This is a genomic window from Paenibacillus sp. RU5M, from assembly GCF_900221055.1.
GTDB lineage: Bacteria > Bacillota > Bacilli > Paenibacillales > Paenibacillaceae > Paenibacillus > Paenibacillus marchantiae.
In genome coordinates this window covers 117,702-140,825 of sequence record NZ_OBQM01000007.1, presented here as the reverse complement: position 1 = coordinate 140,825, position 23,124 = coordinate 117,702, and the positions used below count along the sequence as shown (strand labels likewise).

The 23,124-nt window shown below is 49.4% G+C and carries 15 protein-coding genes; all 15 read left to right on the top strand.

The features are described 5' to 3' along the window. Positions 1–105: 105 nt before the first annotated feature. The 15 genes from addB (at position 106) to CRO25_RS20225 (ending at position 23,112) form a co-directional block, all read left to right on the top strand. A complete protein-coding gene (gene addB / locus CRO25_RS20295; RefSeq protein WP_079696213.1) occupies positions 106–3,609 on the top strand; it encodes a helicase-exonuclease AddAB subunit AddB in 3,504 nt (1,167 codons plus the stop codon). Next, positions 3,606–7,931 carry a helicase-exonuclease AddAB subunit AddA gene (gene addA, locus CRO25_RS20290; protein ID WP_079696212.1) on the top strand — a complete coding sequence of 1,442 codons (4,326 nt, stop codon included), beginning with the start codon at positions 3,606–3,608 and terminating at the stop codon, positions 7,929–7,931. Before addB ends, addA begins: the two co-directional genes overlap by 4 nt. Positions 7,932–8,002: 71 nt before the next feature. Beyond that, positions 8,003–9,187 (top strand): exonuclease SbcCD subunit D, encoded by a 1,185-nt coding sequence (locus CRO25_RS20285; protein WP_063567299.1) that lies wholly within the window; start codon positions 8,003–8,005, stop codon positions 9,185–9,187. Beyond that, entirely contained in the window at positions 9,184–12,603 is a 3,420-nt protein-coding gene (locus CRO25_RS20280) for an AAA family ATPase (RefSeq protein WP_079696211.1), read from the top strand. Before CRO25_RS20285 ends, CRO25_RS20280 begins: the two co-directional genes overlap by 4 nt. Positions 12,604–13,026: 423 nt before the next feature. Beyond that, on the top strand, positions 13,027–13,365 hold the full coding sequence (locus tag CRO25_RS20275) for a hypothetical protein (RefSeq protein WP_063567035.1): 339 nt from the start codon (positions 13,027–13,029) through the stop codon (positions 13,363–13,365). 203 nt (positions 13,366–13,568) lie between these two features. Beyond that, complete coding sequence (locus CRO25_RS20270) at positions 13,569–13,928, top strand: histidine triad nucleotide-binding protein (protein ID WP_079696210.1); 360 nt, start codon at positions 13,569–13,571, stop codon at positions 13,926–13,928. A 189-nt stretch (positions 13,929–14,117) separates the two neighbouring features. Next, positions 14,118–14,291, top strand: a complete 174-nt coding sequence (gene rpsU / locus CRO25_RS20265; RefSeq protein WP_005547957.1) for a 30S ribosomal protein S21 — start codon at positions 14,118–14,120, stop codon at positions 14,289–14,291. Positions 14,292–14,306: 15 nt separating this feature from the next. Next, on the top strand, positions 14,307–14,750 hold the full coding sequence (locus tag CRO25_RS20260) for a GatB/YqeY domain-containing protein (protein WP_053781272.1): 444 nt from the start codon (positions 14,307–14,309) through the stop codon (positions 14,748–14,750). Between the two features lie 336 nt (positions 14,751–15,086). After that, the gene (locus CRO25_RS20255; RefSeq protein WP_097115806.1) at positions 15,087–16,409 is read left to right on the top strand and encodes a nodulation protein NfeD; all 1,323 of its coding nucleotides are present in this window, start codon (positions 15,087–15,089) and stop codon (positions 16,407–16,409) included. A gap of 162 nt (positions 16,410–16,571) precedes the next feature. Next, positions 16,572–17,582 (top strand): flotillin-like protein FloA, encoded by a 1,011-nt coding sequence (floA, locus tag CRO25_RS20250; RefSeq protein ID WP_162493573.1) that lies wholly within the window; start codon positions 16,572–16,574, stop codon positions 17,580–17,582. A gap of 13 nt (positions 17,583–17,595) precedes the next feature. Next, positions 17,596–18,213 (top strand): hypothetical protein, encoded by a 618-nt coding sequence (locus CRO25_RS20245; protein ID WP_079696208.1) that lies wholly within the window; start codon positions 17,596–17,598, stop codon positions 18,211–18,213. 172 nt (positions 18,214–18,385) lie between these two features. Beyond that, positions 18,386–18,679 (top strand): sporulation protein YqfC, encoded by a 294-nt coding sequence (yqfC, locus tag CRO25_RS20240; RefSeq protein WP_024628472.1) that lies wholly within the window; start codon positions 18,386–18,388, stop codon positions 18,677–18,679. Continuing rightward, complete coding sequence (gene yqfD / locus CRO25_RS20235; RefSeq protein ID WP_064636389.1) at positions 18,676–19,869, top strand: sporulation protein YqfD; 1,194 nt, start codon at positions 18,676–18,678, stop codon at positions 19,867–19,869. Before yqfC ends, yqfD begins: the two co-directional genes overlap by 4 nt. A 6-nt stretch (positions 19,870–19,875) precedes the next feature. Next, positions 19,876–20,847 (top strand): PhoH family protein, encoded by a 972-nt coding sequence (locus tag CRO25_RS20230; RefSeq protein WP_063567030.1) that lies wholly within the window; start codon positions 19,876–19,878, stop codon positions 20,845–20,847. A gap of 15 nt (positions 20,848–20,862) precedes the next feature. Continuing rightward, the gene (locus CRO25_RS20225) at positions 20,863–23,112 is read left to right on the top strand and encodes an HD family phosphohydrolase (RefSeq protein ID WP_064636393.1); all 2,250 of its coding nucleotides are present in this window, start codon (positions 20,863–20,865) and stop codon (positions 23,110–23,112) included. Positions 23,113–23,124: the final 12 nt, after the last annotated feature.

Here is a 23,124-nt window from a genome sequence, read left to right as displayed (position 1 = left end):
ATGATCTCTGGAATTGCCGGATAGTGGCAAACGTATGTTCCGAACCAAGTCAGATATGTTATACTGGGAATTAAAATCTGTTCGTGATGGTTTGGAGGATTAAACATGTCCGTACGCTTTGTTATTGGCCGGGCAGGCAGCGGCAAGAGTACGCTGATTACCCGGGAAATCACATCCCTGCTACAAAAGGAACCGCAAGGTAAACCACTGATTCTGCTGGTCCCGGAACAGAGTTCGTTTCGAACCGAACAGTCACTGGTTTCTTCAGGTGCTATAAAAGGTACCATGCGTGCTGAAGTGCTTGGTTTTCGCCGATTGGCCTATCGGGTAATGCAGGAGGCAGGTGGTTCTGCACGTATTCCCATTGGAGCTGAAGGTAAAAAAATGCTGCTCTACAAAGTGCTCCAGCGTCGTAAGGAAGAATTGAAGCTGTTTGCAGCATCAGGCAGTCAGCTGGGATTTATCGGAGACTTGAATGATCTATACAGTGAGTTTAAACGTTATGAACTTGACCCCACTTCACTGGAAGAAGGACTTTCCGCATGGAATACTTCCTCTTCTGCACCGATTCTGGGAGACAAGCTGCATGACTTGCTTCTTATATACCGTGATTATGAAAAGGAATTAACCGAACTATATATCGATGATGAAGACACGTTGACTGAACTAACAGAGCGGTTGCCGGAGAGCACGCTGCTGCAAGATGCACAGATCTGGATCGATGGATTTCAGGGATTTACCCCGCAGGAAATGAGTGTCATTGGAAGATTGATGCTGCAAGCTTCTTCCGTCACAATTGCATTGACGTTGGATCGTGCTTACGACCACGGCGCACTTCCAGGAGAACTGGAGCTGTTCCATCCCACAGCGAGTGCATATGCACGTCTCAAAGGTATGGCTGAGGATCTGGGTGTTTTTAATGAGACAACCGTGCTTCAACCGGAAGTTTTGCCAAGATATGAAGGCAGTCCTGGACTGGCGCATTTGGAGGCTGGCTTTGATCGTAGAGTCCGCTGGAAGAGTGAGGGGCGTGATGCGGGTGTCCGACTTTACGCCGCTGAGAACCGCCGGGCTGAGATGGAAGGAGCACTTCGTGAGATGCGTCGTCTGGCGCAAGATGAAGGTGCGCGTTATCGAGATATGGCAGTGCTCGTTCGTCAGTTGGATACATATGCCGACATTGCTGAGCCTCTATTCAGGGATTATGGCGTGCCTGTCTTTCTGGATCGGAGAAGAAATGAACTACATCATCCATTATCGGAATTTATTCGTTCAGCACTCGATATCGTTCGCCGTCGCTGGCGTTATGAGGATGTATTTCGCTGTGTGAAAACGGATTTGCTGCTTCCACGGGGCGGTTCCATTACACGTGAAGATATGGACCAGCTCGAAAATTATATATTAGCTTGCGGAATTCACGGATACCGCTGGACAGATGGCAAGCCATGGAAGTATGTACCCAGCCTGTCCCTGGAAGACAACGATCAGGATGTCCGCAGCCGGGGCCGGGAACAAATGCTGTCCTTAATGGAAAAATGCCGTACGGTGATTGTTGATCCACTGGGTGCTTTTGAGAAACGAATGAGCAAGGCAAAGACAGCTAAAGACCAATGTGCGGCGCTTTACAGATTACTGGAAGATGCCGAGATTCCTTGGAAGCTGGATCAGATGTCTGCAGAAGCCAAGGCCCAGGGTGATCCGGAACGTTCGAGAGAGCATCGTCAAATGTGGGGTGCCGTCCTTGATCTATTAGATCAGATGGTTGATATGATGGGGGCCGAACGGCTGGATATCGATTTATTTGCCGGGCTAATGGAGACCGGATTAACCGAACTGAAGCTGGGACTTGTTCCTCCAGCGCTTGATCAAGTGTTGATTGGATCGATGGATCGTACACGTCTTCAGGGTATCAAGTACGTATTTATTCTGGGTGCAGTAGAGGGTGAACTGCCTGCTGTCCCTCAAGATGATGGTGTATTAACTGAGCAGGAACGGCTGCTGTTGACGGAGAGAGGTTTGGGGCTTGGGCCAGGAGCAACAAGACAAATGTTGGATGAACGCTTTCTGATATATACAGCCCTGACAGCGGCGAGCAATCAGTTATGGCTGAGTTATCCCGTTGCAGATGATGAAGGGAAAACATTGCTACCCTCAGAAATTGTACGACATGTACGTAAGATGTTCGGTCTACATGAGCAGCCATTACTTGCCCAGCCGCCGGTTACAAATGCTGAAGAGGTGCACTGGTCTTATGTTATTCATCCTGGTCAGAGCCTCTCTTATCTCATCGGACAGTTGCGCAGATGGCGCCGTGGAGAAGATATTCCTGAAATGTGGTGGGCGATCTATAACTGGCATGTCTCTCGGGAGACAAGCAGACCTCAGCTGAAACAATTGCTTGGATCGGTCTTTTATCGCAATCGGGCGTTACCTTTGCGTACGGCTACCAGCCGTAGATTATATGGTACAGAGGTAAGGACCAGTGTCTCCAGAATGGAGCGTTTTGTGGCGTGTGCGTTCTCCCATTTTGCATCCCATGGGCTGCGACTGAAAGAGCGCCAGTTGTACCGCTTGCAAGCCCCTGATATAGGACAATTGTTCCATGCTGCCTTGAGTCAGCTTGCCATGCGTTTGCGTGAGCAGAATCGCAGTTGGGGCAGTCTGTCTCCGGATGAATGTCGGAAGGAAGCGGAGCACACCGTGGAGCAGATTGCACCACAGTTGCAGGGAGAGATTTTGCTTAGCACGAAACGGTATGGTTATATCTTCCGCAAGCTGAAGGATATCGTTAGCCGGGCGTCGGTTATTCTGGGTGAACAGTCCAGACGAGGAAGCTTTGAACCGATTGGGTTGGAGCTTGATTTTGGGCCAGGTAAACCCCTGCCACCGCTTCGTTTTGAATTGGAAAATGGCTGTGTGATGGAGATTGTGGGGCGGATCGACCGCGTGGATGTGGCCGAAGGAGAGAACGGCCTGCTGCTGCGGGTTATTGATTACAAATCGAGCCAGACCGACCTCAAACTGCATGAAGTGTATTATGGCCTGTCATTACAGATGCTCACGTACTTGGAGGTGCTGCTTAGTGCTGCCGAGGAGTGGCTTGGAGAATCGGCGATGCCTGGAGGAACACTCTATTTCCATGTGCATAATCCGTTGCTTCAATCCGCGAACGGCATGACTTCTGAGCAGGCAGGACAAGAACTGCTGAAACGGTTCAAAATGAAAGGCTTGCTGCTCGCGGATCGGGATGCGATCGCTCAAATGGACAATACCCTGGACAAAGGCTACTCAGCTATTATTCCAGTTGCGCTTAAGGCGGATGGCAGCTTTTATAGTAGCGCTGCTGTAGCTACGCCGGAGCAATGGGATACATTGCTTGCTTCAGTTCGCAGCAATATACGTGAGATTGGCACCCGGATTACGGAAGGGGATGTCGCGATTGAACCTTACCGTATCCAGCAGGAGGTTGCATGCACCTTCTGTCCGTACAAGCCAGTCTGTCAATTTGATGAAAATATCGAAGGTAATGAATACAATCTGTTGTCCAAACCGGGCAAACAGCAAATCTGGGACATGCTGTCTCATGGCAAAGGAGGGGAAACATCATGACGAATATGCCAAAACCGGAGGGAAGCTTCTGGAGTGATGACCAATGGAGTGCCATCTCACAGAGTGGAGAAGACATTCTGGTTGCTGCTGCAGCGGGTTCCGGGAAGACGGCTGTATTGGTTGAACGGATTATTCGCAAGATTGCAGACCCTTCCCGTGGATTCAGCGTAGATCGTTTGCTGGTTGCGACATTTACGAAAGCTGCTGCTGCTGAGATGAAGCAGCGGATTCGGGAAGCACTGGAACGTGCACTTGAAGAGCAACCTGCCGAAGAACATCTGCGCAAACAACTGTCATTGCTCGGGCGAGCATCCATTACGACACTGCATTCATTCTGTATGGAAGTCATTCGTCGTTATTATCAGCAAATACCGCTAAACCCGGCTTTCCGGATTCTGAATGAAAATGAAGCCGAAATTATGCGGCAGGAATTGTTGGAGCAGTTGTTTGAGGAAAAGTATGGGGAAGAAGACGAAGGCAGTACATTCCGTGAATTAGTGGATTGGTTCAGTGGGGAACGAAACGATGATGCCATGCATCGACTTGTGCAGCGTTTGTATGATTTCTCACGCAGTCATTCTTGGCCGGATCATTGGCTTGCGGAGATGGCATCTGCTTTTCAGGTGGAAAGTGTCGAGGCACTTGGACATTCTGCATGGGTTCAGAGTATTTTGCGTGATGCAGCTCTTGCCCTAAGTGGTGCTGCTGGTCTGCTGCGTCAAGGGATCAGCATATCGATGCAGCCGGAAGGTCCGAAACCTTATGCAGATACATTAAAAGAAGATTTAGCAATGGTCGAAGAGCTTCTGTCAGCTGTTGAGGTCATGCCATGGGAAAGATTGCCTGAAGTGTTTCAGCCAGCAGCTTTTGGCAAGCTGAAGCCTTGCAAAAAGGACCAGACAGACCCGGGGTTACAAGAACAGGTCAAGGAACTTCGTGAGGCTGCGAAAAAAGCCGTGACGGACCTGAAAGGGTCATTGTTTGGAAGAAGTGCGTTTTCTTTCTGGCAGGAGCTGGAGCAGGCGGCACCACTAATGCAGGAGCTATCCAAGCTGGTCAGTGCATTTGGAGAGCGATACCGACAGGCCAAGCAGGAGCGCGGTCAGGTCGATTTTAGTGACCTGGAGCATTACTGTCTTCATATTTTGCGCCATGAAGATTCAACCCCTGAGCTGTCCATGCCTTCGGATGCAGCAATGGAATACCGGGCACGTTTCGATGAAGTTCTGCTGGATGAATATCAGGATACCAATACAGTGCAGGAAGATATCGTCCGACTGATTTCCAGAGAAAATCCAGGAAACCGATTCATGGTTGGGGATGTAAAACAGAGTATTTACCGTTTTCGTCTGGCTGAACCCGGTCTGTTCCTGAACAAGTACCGTCAATACGCAGCGAATTCGGATATGGATATGAAAATGGACGGAGAGAGAGAATCACTGCATGCAGGAAGACGTATTGATCTTGCACGTAACTTCCGTAGTCGTGCAGAAGTAGTCCATTCGGTCAACGTGTTATTCAAGCAGCTCATGAATGAAGGGGTAGCCGAGATTGCCTATGATGAACGAGCTCAGCTCGCTTATGGGGCTACTTTCCCGGCAGAGACGCTTGGAGATGAGGCATACACACCTGAACTCATATTGATCGATCGTCAAGGCGGAGGACCTGATCTGACGGAAAGCACGGATGAGAATGGGGATGCGTTACCTTCTGCTGAGCTGGAGAGTGCCGAGCTTGAAACCGCTCAGCTGGAGGCTCGGGCCATGGCTCGCCGTATTCGTGAAATGGTCGGAGATACGGATAAACCAGCCCTCAACGTTTATGATAAAGCCCTCAAATCCATGCGACCTGCGCGTTATGGAGACATTGTTATTTTGCTGCGTTCTGCCCTGATGTGGGCTCCACTCATGATTGAGGAATTCAGACAGCAGGGTATTCCTGCCGGAGGGGAGCAAAGCAAAGGGTATTTTCAGGCGACGGAAGTGGAAGTGATGTTGTCCTTGCTGCAGATTGTGGATAATCCAAGGCAGGATATACCGCTTGCTTCCGTGCTTCGTTCGCCGATTGTCGGACTGGATGAAGAGGAACTGGCTCAGATTCGCCTTGGGGACAAGAGACAGTCTTTCTATGATGCTGTTATATCAGCTACAGGAGCATTCTCAAGTTCGTTGAATGTTTTCGGGCAGCATGGTGAGAAAGCTTCGAATCCGGATTCATCTGCAATCCAGCTGCAATGGCCCGAAGTCTGGTCAGAAATGGAACAGGGGCAGCGGGAGTCGGCAGTATCCGCCGAAGCAGAACTTATCGAACGTATACATGAAACCTCTGTACATGCAGATAAAGATGAGATTATGGATGCTGGTATAGATGCAAGTATGGGTGGACGTATAAGCGACGATGCGGATAGGGACAACGGTACCAGCACAGAGCTGCAACAAAAGTTAATTCGATTTATGCGTCAGTTGGAACATTGGCGACTTGAAGCCAGACAAGGCAGCTTGAGTGAACTCATTTGGTGCATGTACCGGGAAACGGGTTATCTGGACTGGGTTGGCGGCCTACCGGGAGGCATGCAGCGTCAAAGTAATTTGAAGGCTCTGTATGATCGCGCGCGGCAATATGAGGAGGCAACGGCCAATCGTGGATTGTTTCGCTTCCTGACCTATGTATCCAGACTACGGGAGAACGGGGGAGATCTTGGCACCGTAGCAAGTGGTTCTGGTGAGCAGGACAATGCTGTACGCATCATGACGATTCACCGGAGTAAGGGCTTGGAATTCCCTATTGTTTTTGTCGGGGGTATATCCAAGATGTTCAATCAGCAGGATCTGAACTCGCCGTTTCTGATGCATAAGGAGCTGGGGTTTGGCCCGAGGTTTGTAGATCGTGAGAATCGGGTTGCCTACCCAACCTTGGCGAATCTGGCGATTCGTCGTCGTGCCCAGTTTGAGCTGCTTGCCGAAGAGATGCGGGTGCTCTATGTGGCTCTAACCCGTCCAAAAGAGAAAATGATTTTGGTCGGTACTGTAAAAGATGTTGTTAAAAAGGCAGTGGCCTGGTCTCAGATTAAGGACAGTCCGGAACGGGTATTGCCTGACTATCTGCTTGCAGCCGGACGGAGTTATCTGGACTGGATCGGTCCATCCCTGATGAGACATCCAGACGCAGCTTTGCTGCGTGAACTTGCGGGAGGCACTGATTCATATGCTGCCTGTCTTGTGGATGATGAATCACGCTGGGGCATTTCCGTCATTTCTGCTGATCAAGTATCCCGGGAAATATTTGTGGATCAGACACTTGGTGAAGAAGACGGCATGACAGAAGTGCGGAAACATCGAATTGCTGCCCTAAAAGCAGTTCAGCCTGTGGAGCTGTTTCCTTCCTCCACTGAAGAAGAGATGGTCGAGGATACTCAAGATGCAACACTACGAGACATCAGTGAGGAAGATGTATTTACAATAGGTGAGCAAGAGGGTGTACAGCTGCTTCGTGAAGTTGATAAACGGCTTTCATGGGCGTATCCTCATCAAGCAGCAACGCAAGTAGCTGCCAGTACATCGGTTACCGAACTAAAAACATTGCTAGCCATGCAAGACCATCAGTCTTTACAGATGATGGAGGAAGTTGAAGAACAATCTGAGGCTTCTGTGGATTATGAGGGCCGTGAAGTGAAGGATGGAGGCTCGTCCTTTAAATTGCATCTACGTCGTCCCAAATTCATGGAGGAGAAACAATTGACTGGAGCCGAGCGGGGAACGGTGTATCATACGTTGATGCAGCATCTTCCTGTAGATGGTTCACCCGTTGATTCGCAAATCGTTGAGCAGACACTTTTGCGGTTAGTTGAGCTCCAGATTTTGCTCCCCCATCAGGCAGAGGTTATTGAGTCTGATCAACTGGCTGGATTTTTCAATACAGAGCCTGGGACAGAATTGTTGCGTGCAGAGTGGATGAAACGGGAGATTCCATTTATTTATGGACTTCCGGCACATCATTCTCCTGCCGAATGGCTTCATAGTCTATCACCAGATTCAGGGATACAAACTTTGGAAGAAGACGGTAAGATGCAGGCATCACTAGAAAATGAGACGGTGCTAGTACAGGGGATTATTGACTGCCTGTATGAGGTGGATGGCGAGCTTGTTTTGCTAGATTACAAGACAGACCGGGTGTTGGAGCATCGCGGTGGACTGGACAAACTGACGGAAAACTATCGCTTTCAGCTGGAGCTGTATGGCCGGGCTATTGAAGATATTCTGGGTCGGAAAGTCGACCGGAAGTGGCTGTACTTTTTTGATGGCGGACATGCTGTGAAACTATAAAGTGAAATTTTAAAACGGCCAGATGGAATTTGTATCATCGGATTTTGCATGAGAGAGGGGTTGAACGGACGATGCGTATTTTGCACACAGGGGACTGGCATCTGGGGAAAACGCTGGAGGGACGGAGCCGGCTGCGAGAGCAGGAGGATTTTGTGGATGAGCTTGTTAGACTCGCGGATGAGCAGCAGGCAGATGCCATATTGATGGCTGGAGACGTGTATGATTCTGTAAATCCGCCTGCATCGGCGGAACAGCTTTTTTATGAGGCTGCGGCGCGTCTGACGGAACAAGGGAGACCTCTTGTGGTGATCGCGGGAAACCATGATCAGCCGGAGCGAGTGGCTTCGGTAACCCCGCTTGTGAACAGACAGGGAATTACACTTGTAGGTATGCCTACTTCAGAAGCAGTCACTATCCATGCAAAGCGAACTGGGGAGACAGCGCAGATTGCTGCATTGCCATACCCCTCGGAAGCGCGACTGAACGAACTGCTGACAACGGATGGGGACGAAAATGTGCTTCGTCAGGCATACAGTCGCCGGGTTGGCATGTTAATGCAGCGTCTGGCTGCTTCTTTTCGTCCGGATACGGTGAATTTGGCGATGAGTCATATTTATGTTCTGGGCGGAGTGGAAAGTGATTCGGAACGTCCCATTCAGGTAGGGGGGGCCTATACGGTTGACCCTTCTGCATTGTCAACAGGTGCGCAATATACAGCACTGGGGCATCTTCATCGTGCGCAGGCAGTTAAAGGGGACGGTGTGATTCGGTATAGTGGCTCTCCACTGGCCTACAGTTTCTCCGAAGCGGGGCAGAGTAAGTCCGTCACCATGGTTGATGTGGCACCAGGAGGCGCCGCAAACGTGGAAGAAGTGCTGTTGACCTCCGGACGTCCCCTTGTACGCTGGAAGGCGCGTGGCGGACTGGCTGAGGTTTATCGGTGGCTGGATGAAGGGCGTGATCCTCAGGCTTTTATTGATATGGAAGTATGGCTGGATGACGCCATGTCTCTGAAAGAAATTCAGCAGCTCCGTAAGTCGCATGACGGGATCATCCATATCCGTCCGGTGTATCCCGAGATGGCAGCCGCAGGGCTTTTGGAGCAACGATCCGAGCTTCCGGTACATGAGCTTTTCCGCAAATTTTATCAGCGTCAGACAGGTGGGGCATTACCTGAAGACAGTCTGGTTCAACTGTTCCTGGAACTCGTAGATGAGGACGAGCCGGGCGTGCGTGAGGAGGTCGAGGGAAATTGAAGCCGATTTTATTGAAAGTCGCAGGTCTGCAAAGTTATCGGGAGACTCAGGAGATTGATTTTACTGTATTGACGGAAACGGGACTGTTCGGTATTTTTGGTCCTACAGGCAGTGGGAAATCTTCTTTACTCGACGCGATTACGCTGGCCATGTACGGAAAAGTGGAACGTGCTGTTAATGGTACCCAGGGAATCATGAACCACGCTGAGGATTCGTTGTCCGTAGCTTTTACATTTGAACTTGTATCGGCGGAAGGCACAAGAAGATTTCGGGTGGAACGACGCTTCAAACGAAACAATGAGGTATCGGTAAGCAACACAATAAGCAAATTCATTGAGACCGTCAACGGAGAGGAACAGGTGCTGGCTGATAAACTGGCAGACGTGAATCGATGCGTTGAAGATGTCATTGGGTTGAAAATGGATGATTTTACGCGGGCCGTTGTGCTTCCACAAGGGAAATTTGCTGAGTTTCTGTCACTGAAAGGCAGTGAACGACGCCAGATGCTGCAACGTTTATTCCATCTGGAGAAGTATGGAGATCAGCTTGCCATCAAGCTCAGCCGTCGGGTGAAGGACAATGATATGGTTCATCAGTCATTGGCCGCGGAGCAGCAGGGGCTTGGGAATGCCAGCAAAGAGACGTTGGCAGAAACGGAGCTTCTTCTTCAAGCTGCTGTGAAACAGTCTGAATTGTCACGCAAAACGCTTGATGAAGCGATGAAGGAAGCCGAGCAACTCGGTAAAGTCCGTGAGTTAAGCCATGAACGCCAGGCTCGTATGGAGGAACACGAAAAGCTGAAAGCACGTGCACCACAAATCGAAGCTGGGGAACAACGGCTGAAACTGGCCGGGGCGGCAGACGCGATACTGCCTTCATTGCAGACGATGCGTGACGCAGCAGCACAGCAGAAGTTACGTGAGGATGCAGCCGGGATTGCTCACCAGCAAGCGGTAGAACATGAACGGCTGTCTGTACTGGAAGCCGAGAAGGCCGAAACGGCCCGTGTACAGATGGCTGAGGAAGAACCCAAGCTGCTGCTTCGATTGGAACAGCTTGAACAGGCCAAGGAGTTGCAACGGGAACGGGATGGGCTACGAGAGGATAGTACCCGTCTTAAGCAGCTTTTGGACAAAGGACAGGCTGAACAGAGTGTCATCGGACAACAGCTGGAGAAGGAAAAAGAACTACAGCAGCGTGGCCGCAAACGGCGGGAAGAATTACAGGAAAGCCTGAAGCCGAATGAAGTGAAGTCCGAAGAACGTAGACAGCTGCAGGCTGCACTGGAATTGAAGCATCGTTTGGATACTGCGGCGGAGCAATTGCGCCAGAACAAGGCTGAGATGGAAGCCAATAAGCAGTCGGCTGAACAGGGGGCAGATCGGCTGAAGCTGGCTGCCCAGGAAGAGACCCGTCTGAGTGAACAGCGTCAGCATCTGATCGAACAGGCGGCAGTGGGCCTTGAGGCCTTGCTTGCCTGTGAGCAGGACATTGGCCGCGAACAGAGCCTGCTGGCCAGGGCGGAGGAGCAGCTGCGCGGAACCATGCGTGAGCAGGAGCTGCATAGGCTCTCCTCCGCCTTGCGCGCCGAGCTGCGCGACGGCGAGCCATGCCCGGTGTGCGGCTCCGCACACCACCCGCTCCCGGCTGCGCCGCCGGGAGAAGGTCCGCCCGCAGGCGATGCGGACCTGGAACTGCTGCGCAGCCTGCACGCGGAGCTGCAGGAGCTGCGCTTTGGGCTGCGCCAGCAGCTGCACGAACGTCGCAGCCTGCTGACGCAGCTTGGCGCTGCGGCCGGCGAAGCCCCGGCCGCAGCCGAGGCCGCGCCTGCGGCGGCGAAGCCAGAGCCCGCCGGTTCGCCCGTACACGGGCGCTCCCCGGCGGACTGGGCGGAGCGTGCCGCCGCACTGCGCGAAGCCGCGCGGGCGCTGGCCGCTGACGCAGCGCCGCTGCAAGCGGAAGCCGCCGCGTTGCAGCAGGCGGCTGTAGGCGCGCAGCAGCGCCGCATGGAAGCGGCTGCTGCGCAGGAGGCAGGCCAAGCCGGACTCGCACAGGCGGAGCGCCGGTTGGCCGAGAGTGAGGCCGCCGCAGCCGCATTGCACGGCCGCTGGGCCGCGGAACTGCCCGGCATCGTTCAAGAGCAGGCCATGGCCCTTCACCAGGCGATGCAGGAGCGAGACGCGCGCGCAGAAGACATCAAGGAACGGCTGAACAAGAGCGTGACGTTCCTTGAAGAAAAGGAACAGTTGGTACAGTCCCTTCAGCAGAAGCTGGTTGAATTGGACAAACAGCTGATTCAATGGCAAACGGAATGGCAAGGAAACAGCAAACAGCTTGCCGAGAAGGAAGAACGTCTGCGTCAATGGGTTGGCGAGCAACGGGTCGAGGATTTGATTGCTGCGGCCCAGACTCGTCTGGATGGACTACGGAAAATTGCTGCCGATTCAGCACAGCGTTTCAAGGAAGCGGATGTGTTGAAACAGGAATCGGCCAAGAAGGATGTCATGGCTCAACAAGCAGCAGCCTCGGCAGCAGAGCATTTGCAGCAGGCACAGGAACGCTGGAAGCAATTGATGGAACAATCGCCATTTGATTCGGAGAATGCTGTTGTGGAGGCAGCCCTCCCTTCCCAAGAAGCGGAGCGTCTTGCCGCGGAAATTCAGCAGCATCGTGAGCGTGATCGTGAACTTATTTCTCAATTGCGTGAGCTGGAACAAAAATTGGGCGGAGTCGTTGTATCCGAGGAACAATGGTTGGCATGCTCAGAGCGACTGAAACTGTCTCGTGCAGAGGATGAAGCAGCTCTTAGAGCCAAGGCGCGTGCAGAGCGGGATCTGGAAGATGTGCAGCAGCGACACGTTCGCTGGACCGAGTTGGAGAACAAACGGGTAGAAGTGAGCAGACAAGGTGAGATGCTTAGCAAACTGCAAGCAGCTTTCAGAGGTAATGCATTTGTCGAGTATATTGCAGAAGAACAACTGATGCAGGTAAGTCAGGCTGCTTCACAGCGTCTGCGCTTCCTGACCAAACAACGTTATTCACTTGAGGTGGATTCAGGCGGGGGCTTTGTCATCTGTGACGATGCAAACGGTGGAGTTAAACGTCCGGTGTCCACCTTGTCTGGTGGAGAGACGTTCCTGACCTCATTGTCACTGGCCCTGGCTCTGTCTGCCCAGATTCAGCTGCGCGGTCAGTATCCGCTGCAATTCTTCTTCCTGGATGAAGGGTTTGGCACATTGGACCCTGAACTGCTGGATACCGTCATTACATCGTTAGAAAAATTGCATGATGACCGTCTTGCCGTCGGTATTATCAGCCACGTTCCGGAGCTGCGAGCACGCTTGCCACGCAAACTTGTAGTTATTCCAGCGGGCGAGGCCGGAGCTGGCTCTCGCGTAGTATTGGAAACATTATAGGAACTTGAACACAGAACACATACGAATGAATGACCCCAATTGGGATGCCCTCAGGAACCGGCCGTACAAGGTTGTTCCTGAGGGGGAAATCTCCTGATTGATTGAGTTTTGTTGGTTTGAATCTCATTTATATACTCGTTGTAACAGTTGAGTGAGATAGCTCACAGATACAGGTTCATCCTGTTGTTATACTACAGTTAAGCCGACAAACTTATGTTAAGCACCCCGGCGGACGTCTGATCAGGAATAATCCTGGTTAGACGTCCGCGACAGCAGACTTCCGCATGGAAACTGCAACGGGGTGCTTCTTTTTTTAATAGGCCCTTATCTTGAAACTCTTGTCATTCACAGTGTCATTTCGCCCAGATCTGAATACGATGAAAGGGTGATGAAGAGCAGAACAGATTCGGGAGGCGATCGAACGTGGAAAAGGTAGAAGCGAAGAAACTGTGTAAGGAACACATGCATCGCTATGTATGTATACAGATGCATGACGGTGCCCATTATGATGGCATTGTGGAAAATGTGGATGATGACATGATTTATTTGGCTGTTCCCGTGGGGCATGAAGCTGTGGTTAATCATGCAAACGCAAACTGGGGACCCAATATGATGCCAGTTACTTATCCCGCTCATGCACGGGGATTCTTCCCGGGCTATGGCTACCCATACCCTTATTATGGTTACGGTCGCAGACGGTTTAACAGGCTGGTCCTTCCGTTGGTCGGCCTGACTGCATTATCTTTGTTACCTTATTATTAATAGGGCCTTGAAAGCATTATCTTTTACCAATGAAAACTGAACCTTTCACATCTTCGGTGTATTCTTTGCACTTCACTGAGATGTGAGAGGTTCTTTTGTTGCTATTATTATTGAATTGAAACAGGTTAAATTGGACGTGAGTTTTCAGTTCCGGTATGATAGTAGGGTATACATAATTTTTAATTCGAAGGAGGGTATGAACAATGGATTGCTTATTTTGCAAAATTGTAGAGGGCAGCATTCCCTCCAATAAGGTACTGGAGAATGACCATGTCATCGTCTTTCATGACATCCAGCCCGCTGCACCGACCCATGTACTCGTTATTCCCAAGAAACATATTGCTTCCATGAATGAAGTAACGGCGGAAGACTTGCCGTTGATCGGTGAGATTCATTTGGCTGCGCAGGAAGCGGCCAAGCGTCTCGGCGTGGAAGAAACAGGTTACCGACTGATTAATAACTGCGGCAAGGATGGAGAACAAACCGTTCATCATCTGCACTATCATTTGCTTGGTGGGACCCGACTTGGCGTGTTGACAAGTTTGTCAGACTCACACCAATAAACGATCCAAGTTACTTTAAATCAGGACTGATTCATATATGCATAAAAGGCATGAATATGGAGCTGAAGTTCACATAAAATAAATGATCATTACGTTAAGGTTGACACCTTTATTACCTTTCGCCTATAATGAAAGGTGATGAACCGTGTTATTGCTCTTGGACGGTCTGGTCGGAGGGAGGGAAAACTGGTGTCTGAAACTAAAGTTCGCAAAAACGAGACTATTGATGCTGCACTTCGTCGCTTTAAACGTTCCATCGCAAAAGATGGCGTATTGGCTGAGGTGAAGAAACGTAAGCATTATGAGAAGCCAAGCGTAAAGCGCAAGAAAAAGTCCGAGGCTGCTCGTAAGAGAAAGTTTTAGGAGGATTTTAACTACATGAATCTTAGCGAACGATTGAACGAAGATATGAAGCAAGCGATGAAGAGCAAGGACAAGTTCAAGCTCTCCAACATTCGGTTGATTCGTTCGACGATCAAGAATCTTGAAATAGATTTGAAAAGAGATTTGGATGATAACGAAGTGCTTGATATTCTGAGTCGTGAAATCAAACAGCGCAAAGATGCCCTCCAAGAATTTGACAAAGCGGGCCGTGAAGACCTCGCGGCAAATGCAAAAGCGGAAATTGAATTACTCAGTCAGTACCTTCCCGCACAGCTTACCGAAGAAGAAATTAAAGTTATTGTACAGCAGACCATCCAGGAAACCGGTGCTTCTTCGAAAGCCGAGATGGGGAAAGTCATGTCTGCCCTTATGCCGAAAGTCAAAGGCAAAGCGGATGGCAAACTGGTAAATCAAGCAGTTCAACAATTTCTGCAATAAAGCAAATCAATAAACACCTCCTGACTTGTCAGGGGGTGTTTTTTCCATTTTACATCATTGATACGGTACTCATTTCCCAGAAGAAATTTGAAACGTAATTAGTAATCGTTCATTTGTTCATGGAAATTCACAAATATTGCTTTTAAATGGATAATATATATGATTATGGATTTAAAATGTTGCAATTGCTTCCAGTTTCAAATATAATTTTAAGATTTTGAAACGAAATGTTGCATTGTACGTAATAAATACCATAAGCTGGACAGTATAACATTAATGGAAAAGGGGGGACTATTTGTGAAGGGAAAGCGCCGGAAGAAGCTTACGGGGCCATTGATGCTCATGATGCTACTGACGCTGCTGCTTCCTGTCTGGATTGGATCACCGTCAGCGCATGCAGCTGAGAAAAGTGGCGCCGTATATATCATTCCGGTGGATAAACCAATCGAGCAGGGACTTGGCAAGTTTATGGAACGCGGGTTCAAAGAAGCAGAAGAGATGAATGCTGGCCTGATCGTTCTGGATATCAATACGCCAGGAGGGCGTGTCGACACGGCAGAAGAACTGGGTACATTAATTAAGGAAAGCCCAGTTGAAACCGTTGCATTTGTCCGTGGAGATGCTGCCTCGGCCGGAAGTTTTCTGGCTTTGAATGCAGATAAGATCGTAATGTCGCCAGGGAGTATGATTGGTGCGGCAGCGATGGTAGACAGCACGGGTAAACATGTTGATGATCCGAAGCTGGTTGCATTCTGGAAGAGCAAGATGCAGGGAGCGGCTGAGAAAAGTGGCCGTGACGGCAAAATTGCAGCCGGAATGACGGATGTTAACATGGTCGTGGAGATGCCTGAGATTAATAAAACTAAGCAAAAAGGTGAAATTATTGCTCTCTCGGCCGAAGAAGCGCTGAAAGTGGGCTATGCGGACCATATCAGCAACACGCCGGAAGAAGCTGCAGCTTGGATTGGTTACAGTCAGGATGATGTGTTCACTGTTCAGAGAACAGCTGCAGAGAACATATCCACATTTCTCACCAATCCTGTCGTCATGACTGTATTGCTATTCCTCGGAATAGCTGGTGTGATCATTGAGTTAATTGTACCTGGGTTCGGAGTGCCTGGTATTGTTGGTATCGTGTGCTTTGTGCTTTATTTCTCAGGGAACTACATTGCCGGTTTTGCCGGAGCGGAGACATGGGTGTTATTCACTGTCGGACTCATCATGATGATCCTCGAGATGTTTATCCCGAGCTTCGGTATTCTGGGGATTTTGGGATCGATTGCGCTTGTCGCTGGTGTCGTGCGAGCTGCCTATGATACAAGTGATGCATTTATATCGTTAGGTATTGCTTTTGGAGCCGCGCTGGTAGTCATTGCAATCGTTGTTATTCTGTTTAAGGATCGAGGCATATGGAATCGATTCATATTAAGTGACAGGCTGTCTGCTGATCAAGGATACTCTTCGGCGACAGAACGCAAAGAGTTGATCGGTTTGCAGGGCATCAGTTTGACTCCACTTCGTCCCTCGGGAACAGCGATACTTAACGGAGAGCGTGTCGATGTGGTGTCGGATGGAGATTTCATTCCGATTGATACACCAATTATTGTGATCAAAGCGGAAGGTACCCGGATTGTGGTTCAACAAGCATTACCGGTGTAACCCGCTCTGTTGCCGGAGTTGATTAAAGCTTCGGCAATGTACATAACCATTCTACGGAGGCTGCTAGTCGAGTGGTGTAAATCAATGCACAGCAGCAAAGTTCCACACTGTTTTTATCATGTTTCTTACAAAAATTAAATTGCAAATGGAGGAATTTTGACTATGGAACCAACCTTGATTACGGTTTTGCTTATTGCGGTAGTTGCGATTATCGTATTGAGCGTATTCTTCAGCTTTTTCCCGGTTATGCTCTGGATCTCAGCCCTTGCATCGGGCGTACGCGTGGGGATTATCACGCTGGTAGCGATGAGACTAAGACGTGTAACACCTAGCAGGATCGTAAATCCACTGATTAAAGCAACCAAAGCTGGACTTCAATTGACAATGAATCAACTGGAGAGTCACTTCCTAGCCGGTGGTAACGTAGACCGAGTGGTCAACGCCCTGATTGCTGCACAACGTGCGAACATTCCACTCGAATTTGAACGTGCTGCTGCGATCGACCTTGCGGGTCGTGACGTATTGCAAGCCGTACAGATGAGTGTAAACCCACGTGTTATTGAAACGCCGATTGTTTCTGCGGTAGCCAAAGATGGTATCGAAGTTAAAGTAAGAGCGCGGGTTACGGTTCGTGCCAATATTGACCGCCTCGTCGGTGGTGCGGGTGAAGAGACGATTATTGCCCGTGTCGGTGAAGGTATCGTAAGTACAAACGGTTCCTCGAATTCCCATAAAGACGTCCTGGAAAATCCGGATCTGATCTCCCGTACCGTATTGTCCAAAGGTCTGGATGCAGGTACCGCTTTTGAAATCCTGTCTATTGATATCGCGGACGTGGATGTAGGTAAAAACATTGGTGCCTTCCTGCAAACGGAGCAGGCAGAGGCTGACAAACGTATTGCACAGGCAAAAGCGGAAGAGCGCCGCGCAATGGCCGTAGCCCAAGAACAAGAGATGAAAGCGCGCGTAGTGGAAATGAGAGCGCGTGTAGTTGAATCCGAATCCCAAGTACCTCTTGCTATGGCTGAAGCACTCCGTAGCGGTAAAATTGGTGTAATGGACTACATGAACCTGAAAAACATTGAAGCAGATACTCAAATGCGCAACACATTAGGAAAACCTGGTGAAAATACAAACTCCAACGATCACGGTGATTCCAAAAACGGAAGATAGGCGGTGAGTGCATATGGGCCTATTTGAATGGATTTTTAACAATCTGTATATTGTAGCAGTCATCGCTTTTGCACTCTTTTCCTTCCTTGGAAAAGCAGCCAAATCGGCTGATCCGAACAAAAAGCGTGCAAATAACGGGATGCCTACGTTTGGAGGGAGTGGTGATTCGGACCGGAATGATCGCTCGCGGGGAAATACCGCACCGCAGCAGTCATCGGCTCCTTCAGATCCCCGCTATGATGAGCAGTATGACGAACGATACGACGAGCGGTATGATGACGATCAGTACGATGATCGATATGATCAAACCTATTCGCAGCCAGCAACGACATCTGCCCGTCCTGTGAATGACGACTTTGGAGGGCAGAGTTCTCTGGGTGGAATGGAAAACTCCCTCGAAGAACAAATGAAAGTGATGGAGCAACGACAACGTGAAATTCGGGAGCGACTCGATCGTATTTCTACTGCAAATACACCGGTTGTGTCTGACTCCAGTTGGGATGAAGTTCCATCCAACGAGTCTGGACCGTCCCAGCTTCGCCGGGAAGACATTCGTACTGGTGTGTTATGGGCAGAGGTTCTCGGTTCTCCGCGCTCTAAACAACCCTTTGGAACACGAGGCAAACTATAACTTCATATGGTTTTAAAAAGTGAAAAGCCGTCTCTGGTGAGCATAATCCCAGACGACGGCTTTTTTCTGTTTCGGCCTCTTTTTATTTTCACATCTAACACGGTCCGTAGTTTTCATAATTTCAAGAATCTGCGCATAAGTTGAACTGTAGAGGAAGGGGGAAGACCTTCGAATGACCCGGATCAGCCGCAAGCTGCGCAGATGGACCAGTGAAGTTCTGGATCTGCCGCAGGACGTGCTTTACGATATGCCACGGTTAACCCTGATCGGCACAAAGCAATTGTATATAGAGAATCATCGTGGTGTCATTCATTTTACACCGGATCGCATCGTTCTGGCTCTCTCACAGGGTCAGCTGGAGATCAAAGGAACTGAACTGATGATTCGCAATATTTTGCCGGATGAAGTGGCTGTTGAAGGAACAATTCTGGATATTCATATGAATGGAGCGGAGGGGAACGGATGAAGCAGCCCAGTCTGTACAAACTGCGCGGAGCAGTCCGAATCACGGTCACTGGGGGGGATATTGAAGCATTAATCAATACGGTGGCAGAGCAGGGACTGGAAGTATGGGACCTGCGTGCCCATGATGGACGCAAGGCAGAAATGAATATTCTGCTACCGCATTTTTTCAGGCTGCGTCCTTTGCTGAAACGGACAGGCTGCCGGGTAAAGGTGACACACCGGAGTGGATTTCCTTTTTTTGCAGCCCGTTTGTTAAGAAGGAAGTTCTTTCTGGGCGGCATGCTATTTTTTGTAGCAGCTCTGTTTGCGTTATCATCAATGGTTTGGAATGTAGAAGTGAAAGGCAATGTGACGATTCCCACGGATGAAGTGCTCGCGGCAGCAAAGAAAGAAGGCATCTACCCCTTCCAGTGGGGATTTCGGCTGCAAAGCCAGGACAAGCTCTCCAGACAGCTCGCGCTGGCTCTGCCAGATGTAACCTGGATTGGGGTGAGCAAAGAAGGGACAACCATCACCATCCAGGTTGTGGAGTCAGCACAGCCTAAGCGTGAACCGCTGCTGAACCCGAGACATCTGGTCAGTAAAACAGACGCTGTAATCACTCAAATTTACGCGGAGCAGGGGCGCCCTGTCGTGCAGAAGGACATGCGTGTCAAGAAGGGGCAGGTACTAATATCCGGTATTTTGGGAGATGAAGAGAATACAAAGACCATTGTAGCCAAAGGGGAAGTGCGTGGACTGGTGTGGCGTGAATATCAAGTCGAAGTCCCTCTTGTGCAGAAACATAATACGATGACTGGAGATAGCAAGGAACGTTTTTACATTGTGCTGGGGAAATGGGCGATACAACTCTGGGGATACGGGAATACGCCTTTTACCACATTTGATACCGAAAGTGATCATAAACCGCTGACCTGGAGATCCTTCACACTTCCCATGGGATGGCTGACAGAGAAAGATTTGGAAACTCGGGAACAAGAGGAGCAGCATACGATTGAATGGGCTAGAACGAAAGGATTGGAAGGAGCAAGAAACGATATTATCGCCAAAAACGGCAAAGGAACGAAAATTTTAAGCGAAAAAATTTTGCATGAGAAGAAAGAGAATGGTAAAGTTTATATGAAAGTATTATTTGAAGTGGAAGAAAGCATTGCGGAAGAACTTCCGTTAGTCCATAGTCAAGGAGAATGAGGCTATTTGTCAGAGCAAACACGCAGCATACGAATCTCCCTCCAAAGTGCGGGAGAGGGTCAATCTCTTTTTGGACCCCAAGATATTTTTCTGAAACTGATTGAATCCGAGATTCCCGCCCAGATCGCATCCCGTGAAGCGGAGATTGTGATCCATGGCAACATCCAGAATGTGGAATCGCTTGAACAATTATTTGATGTGTTGTTGCAATTGGTACGTAACGGATATGTGTTAACCGAAAGGGACGTTAAGTATGCCATCGAGCTTGCAAAGGAACTGCGTGCAGACCAGCTTCTGGATCTGTTCAAAGGCGAGATTACAACGACGTACCGTGGTAAGCCGATCCGTGTTAAAACGATTGGACAGAAACACTATGTAACTACAATTAAAAAACGTGATGTTGTATTTGGTATCGGTCCAGCCGGTACAGGTAAAACGTATCTTGCTGTTGTCCTGGCTGTGGCAGCAATTAAGGAAGGAAGCGTCAAGCGGATCGTGCTCACAAGACCTGCTGTTGAAGCGGGAGAGAGTCTTGGTTTCTTGCCTGGTGATCTTCAGGAAAAAGTTGATCCTTATTTACGGCCGCTGTACGATGCTTTGTACGATGTTATGGGACAAGAGCAGACTGCGAAGGCACTGGAGCGCGGTTTGATCGAAATTGCACCTCTTGCCTATATGCGGGGACGTACACTGGATGATTCGTTTATTATCCTGGATGAAGCTCAGAATACGACACCGGAGCAGATGAAGATGTTTCTGACTCGTCTCGGTTTTGGTTCCAAAATGGTCATTACCGGTGACGTGACACAAATTGATTTACCGCGCGGCAAAAAGTCAGGGCTTGTGGAAGCCAATGCAATACTGGGCCAAGTGGAAGAGATTGGATTTGTCTATTTTGCCGAGCAAGATGTTGTACGGCACTCCCTCGTCCAGAAAATCATCGTCGCCTATAACCACGCCGCAGAAAATCAAGAATAGAAAGGGATTGTCTCGATGACCTCGAAGGAACTGTCAAAAGGCAAATCTTTTCAAAATAGAGCTACAGGATGGAAGTATAGCGTGTGGGCACGCTATCTTCTGTTTTTGTTTCTGGTGATCCTCTTCTACGTGAGTCTTGCTTCCAAGCTACTACCAGAGCGGTATGATATTCAGGAAGGCACACGAAGTGAAGTGAATATTGCTGCGCCCATGCAGATCCCGAATACCAAGGCTACACTGAAAGCACAAGAAGAAGCCGCTGAACGTGTACAGCCGATGTTTCAGATCGTGCAGATGCGGAACGAAAATCTGATGACGACTCTGCTTGATCGTATTGATCGACTGAATCAGGATGATCAGATTTCCAGTCAGGACAAGATTGACATCTATCGTGATGAAATACCGCAGCGTCAGAAAGATTTTGTTTCCAATTTCATCAACAACAACCGGAAAGCGGGTACATACTCCGAAACTCTGTTGGAAGAGATCAGAAATGTGGTACAGGAGCAAAGCTACCGTATCCCGGAAGAGACATATATCAAAATTTCACGTCTGACTTCGGATGATATTCAGGAGATGAAGGCCGTTGCTCGGGATATCGTCTCCAGATTAATGACCGACCAGATTAGTGAGGCTACAACAGCTCGTGCCAAAGTGGCCGAGATGGTGAGTGTGAGCTCTCTAAGCAAGCGTACGCAGCGTGAAGTTGTACAGGAGCTTGCTCGTCTTGTGGTAACGTCTAACCGCTTCTACGATGAAGAGGGTACAAAAGAAGCTAAAGTACAGGCTCGTGAGAACACTCAAACGGTCTTTATCAAGCAAGGAGATACGCTTGTTGCCAAGGGTGAGATGATTACCCCGGAGATGTACACCCTTCTGGGCGAGAACGATTTGCTGAAAAACGAAGTGAACTATTGGCCTCAGCTTGGACTGCTTATGTTGTCTTGTCTGTTGTCGGCAGCGATTCTCATGTATATTCAGCAATTCAGCGGAACGCATTTCAAATATAATAATGCTCAGCTGCTGATGCTTGTTCTCATATTTATTATTACGATTGTGGTTATGCATGTTACAGCGATACTCCAGACCAGTGAGAATTCATACGTAGGCTTTCTTGCTCCTGTTGCCGTAGGCGCAATGTTAATTGCATTGCTGCTGGATACATCGCTAGCCTTTGTCTGCTCGATTATTATCGGCATGCTGTCGAGCATTATTTTGAATACACATCAGGGTCAGATTTTTGACTTTGAACTTGGATTCTTCGCGGTGTTGGTATCGTTTGTTGCGATCTTCGCCACCCATCGAGCAAGTCAGCGGTCTACGATCCTGAAAGGCGCCATTATGGTCTGTCTGTTCGGATCGATGGCAGTCTTCACGCTGGCGTTGATTGACTCAAGTGACTGGAACCGTACGACAACGCTCTATGGCATTGGATTTGCGTTTGCCGGAGGCGTACTGACCGCCATATTGGTTATTGGGCTAATGCCATTTTTCGAAACCTCATTTGGCATCTTGTCTGCGCTGAAGCTGGTGGAACTGTCTAATCCCAATCACCCGCTACTACGTAAACTGCTAACAGAGACACCGGGAACCTATCACCACAGTGTGATGGTAGGAAACCTGTCAGAAGCCGCCGCAGAGGCGATCGGTGCCAATGGGTTGTTATGTCGGGTCGGCTCGTATTACCATGATATTGGCAAGACCAAGCGACCGATTTATTTCATTGAAAATCAAAACAATATGGAAAATCCGCATGATTCGATTGATCCAAAGCTGAGCAAGTCCATTATCGTGGCTCACGCACGCGATGGTGTGGAAATGCAGAAGGACTACAAGCTGCCGAGGCCTATTCGGGATATTGCTGAGCAGCATCATGGAACAACCTTCCTGCATTACTTCTATCACAAAGCACTGCGTCAGGCTGAGGAAGCAGGAGTGGAACCTGATTTTACGGAAGATGATTTCCGTTATCCGGGTCCCAAGGCTCAGTCCAAAGAGTCGGCGATTGTTGGTATTGCTGACAGCGTGGAAGCTGCGGTCCGTTCCTTGCGGAAGCCTACTGTAGAGCAAGTGGAGTCCATGATCGAAAAGATTATTAAAGGTCGACTGGACGATCATCAGTTTAACGACTGTGATCTGACAATGCGGGAGCTGGATATCGTCGCCAAGACCCTTAAGGAAACCGTCATGGGTATATTCCACTCCAGGATTGAATATCCGGAAGAAATGAAGAAACCGAAGCCAACCTCGCCTGAAGCGGGTTGATTCGCTAATATG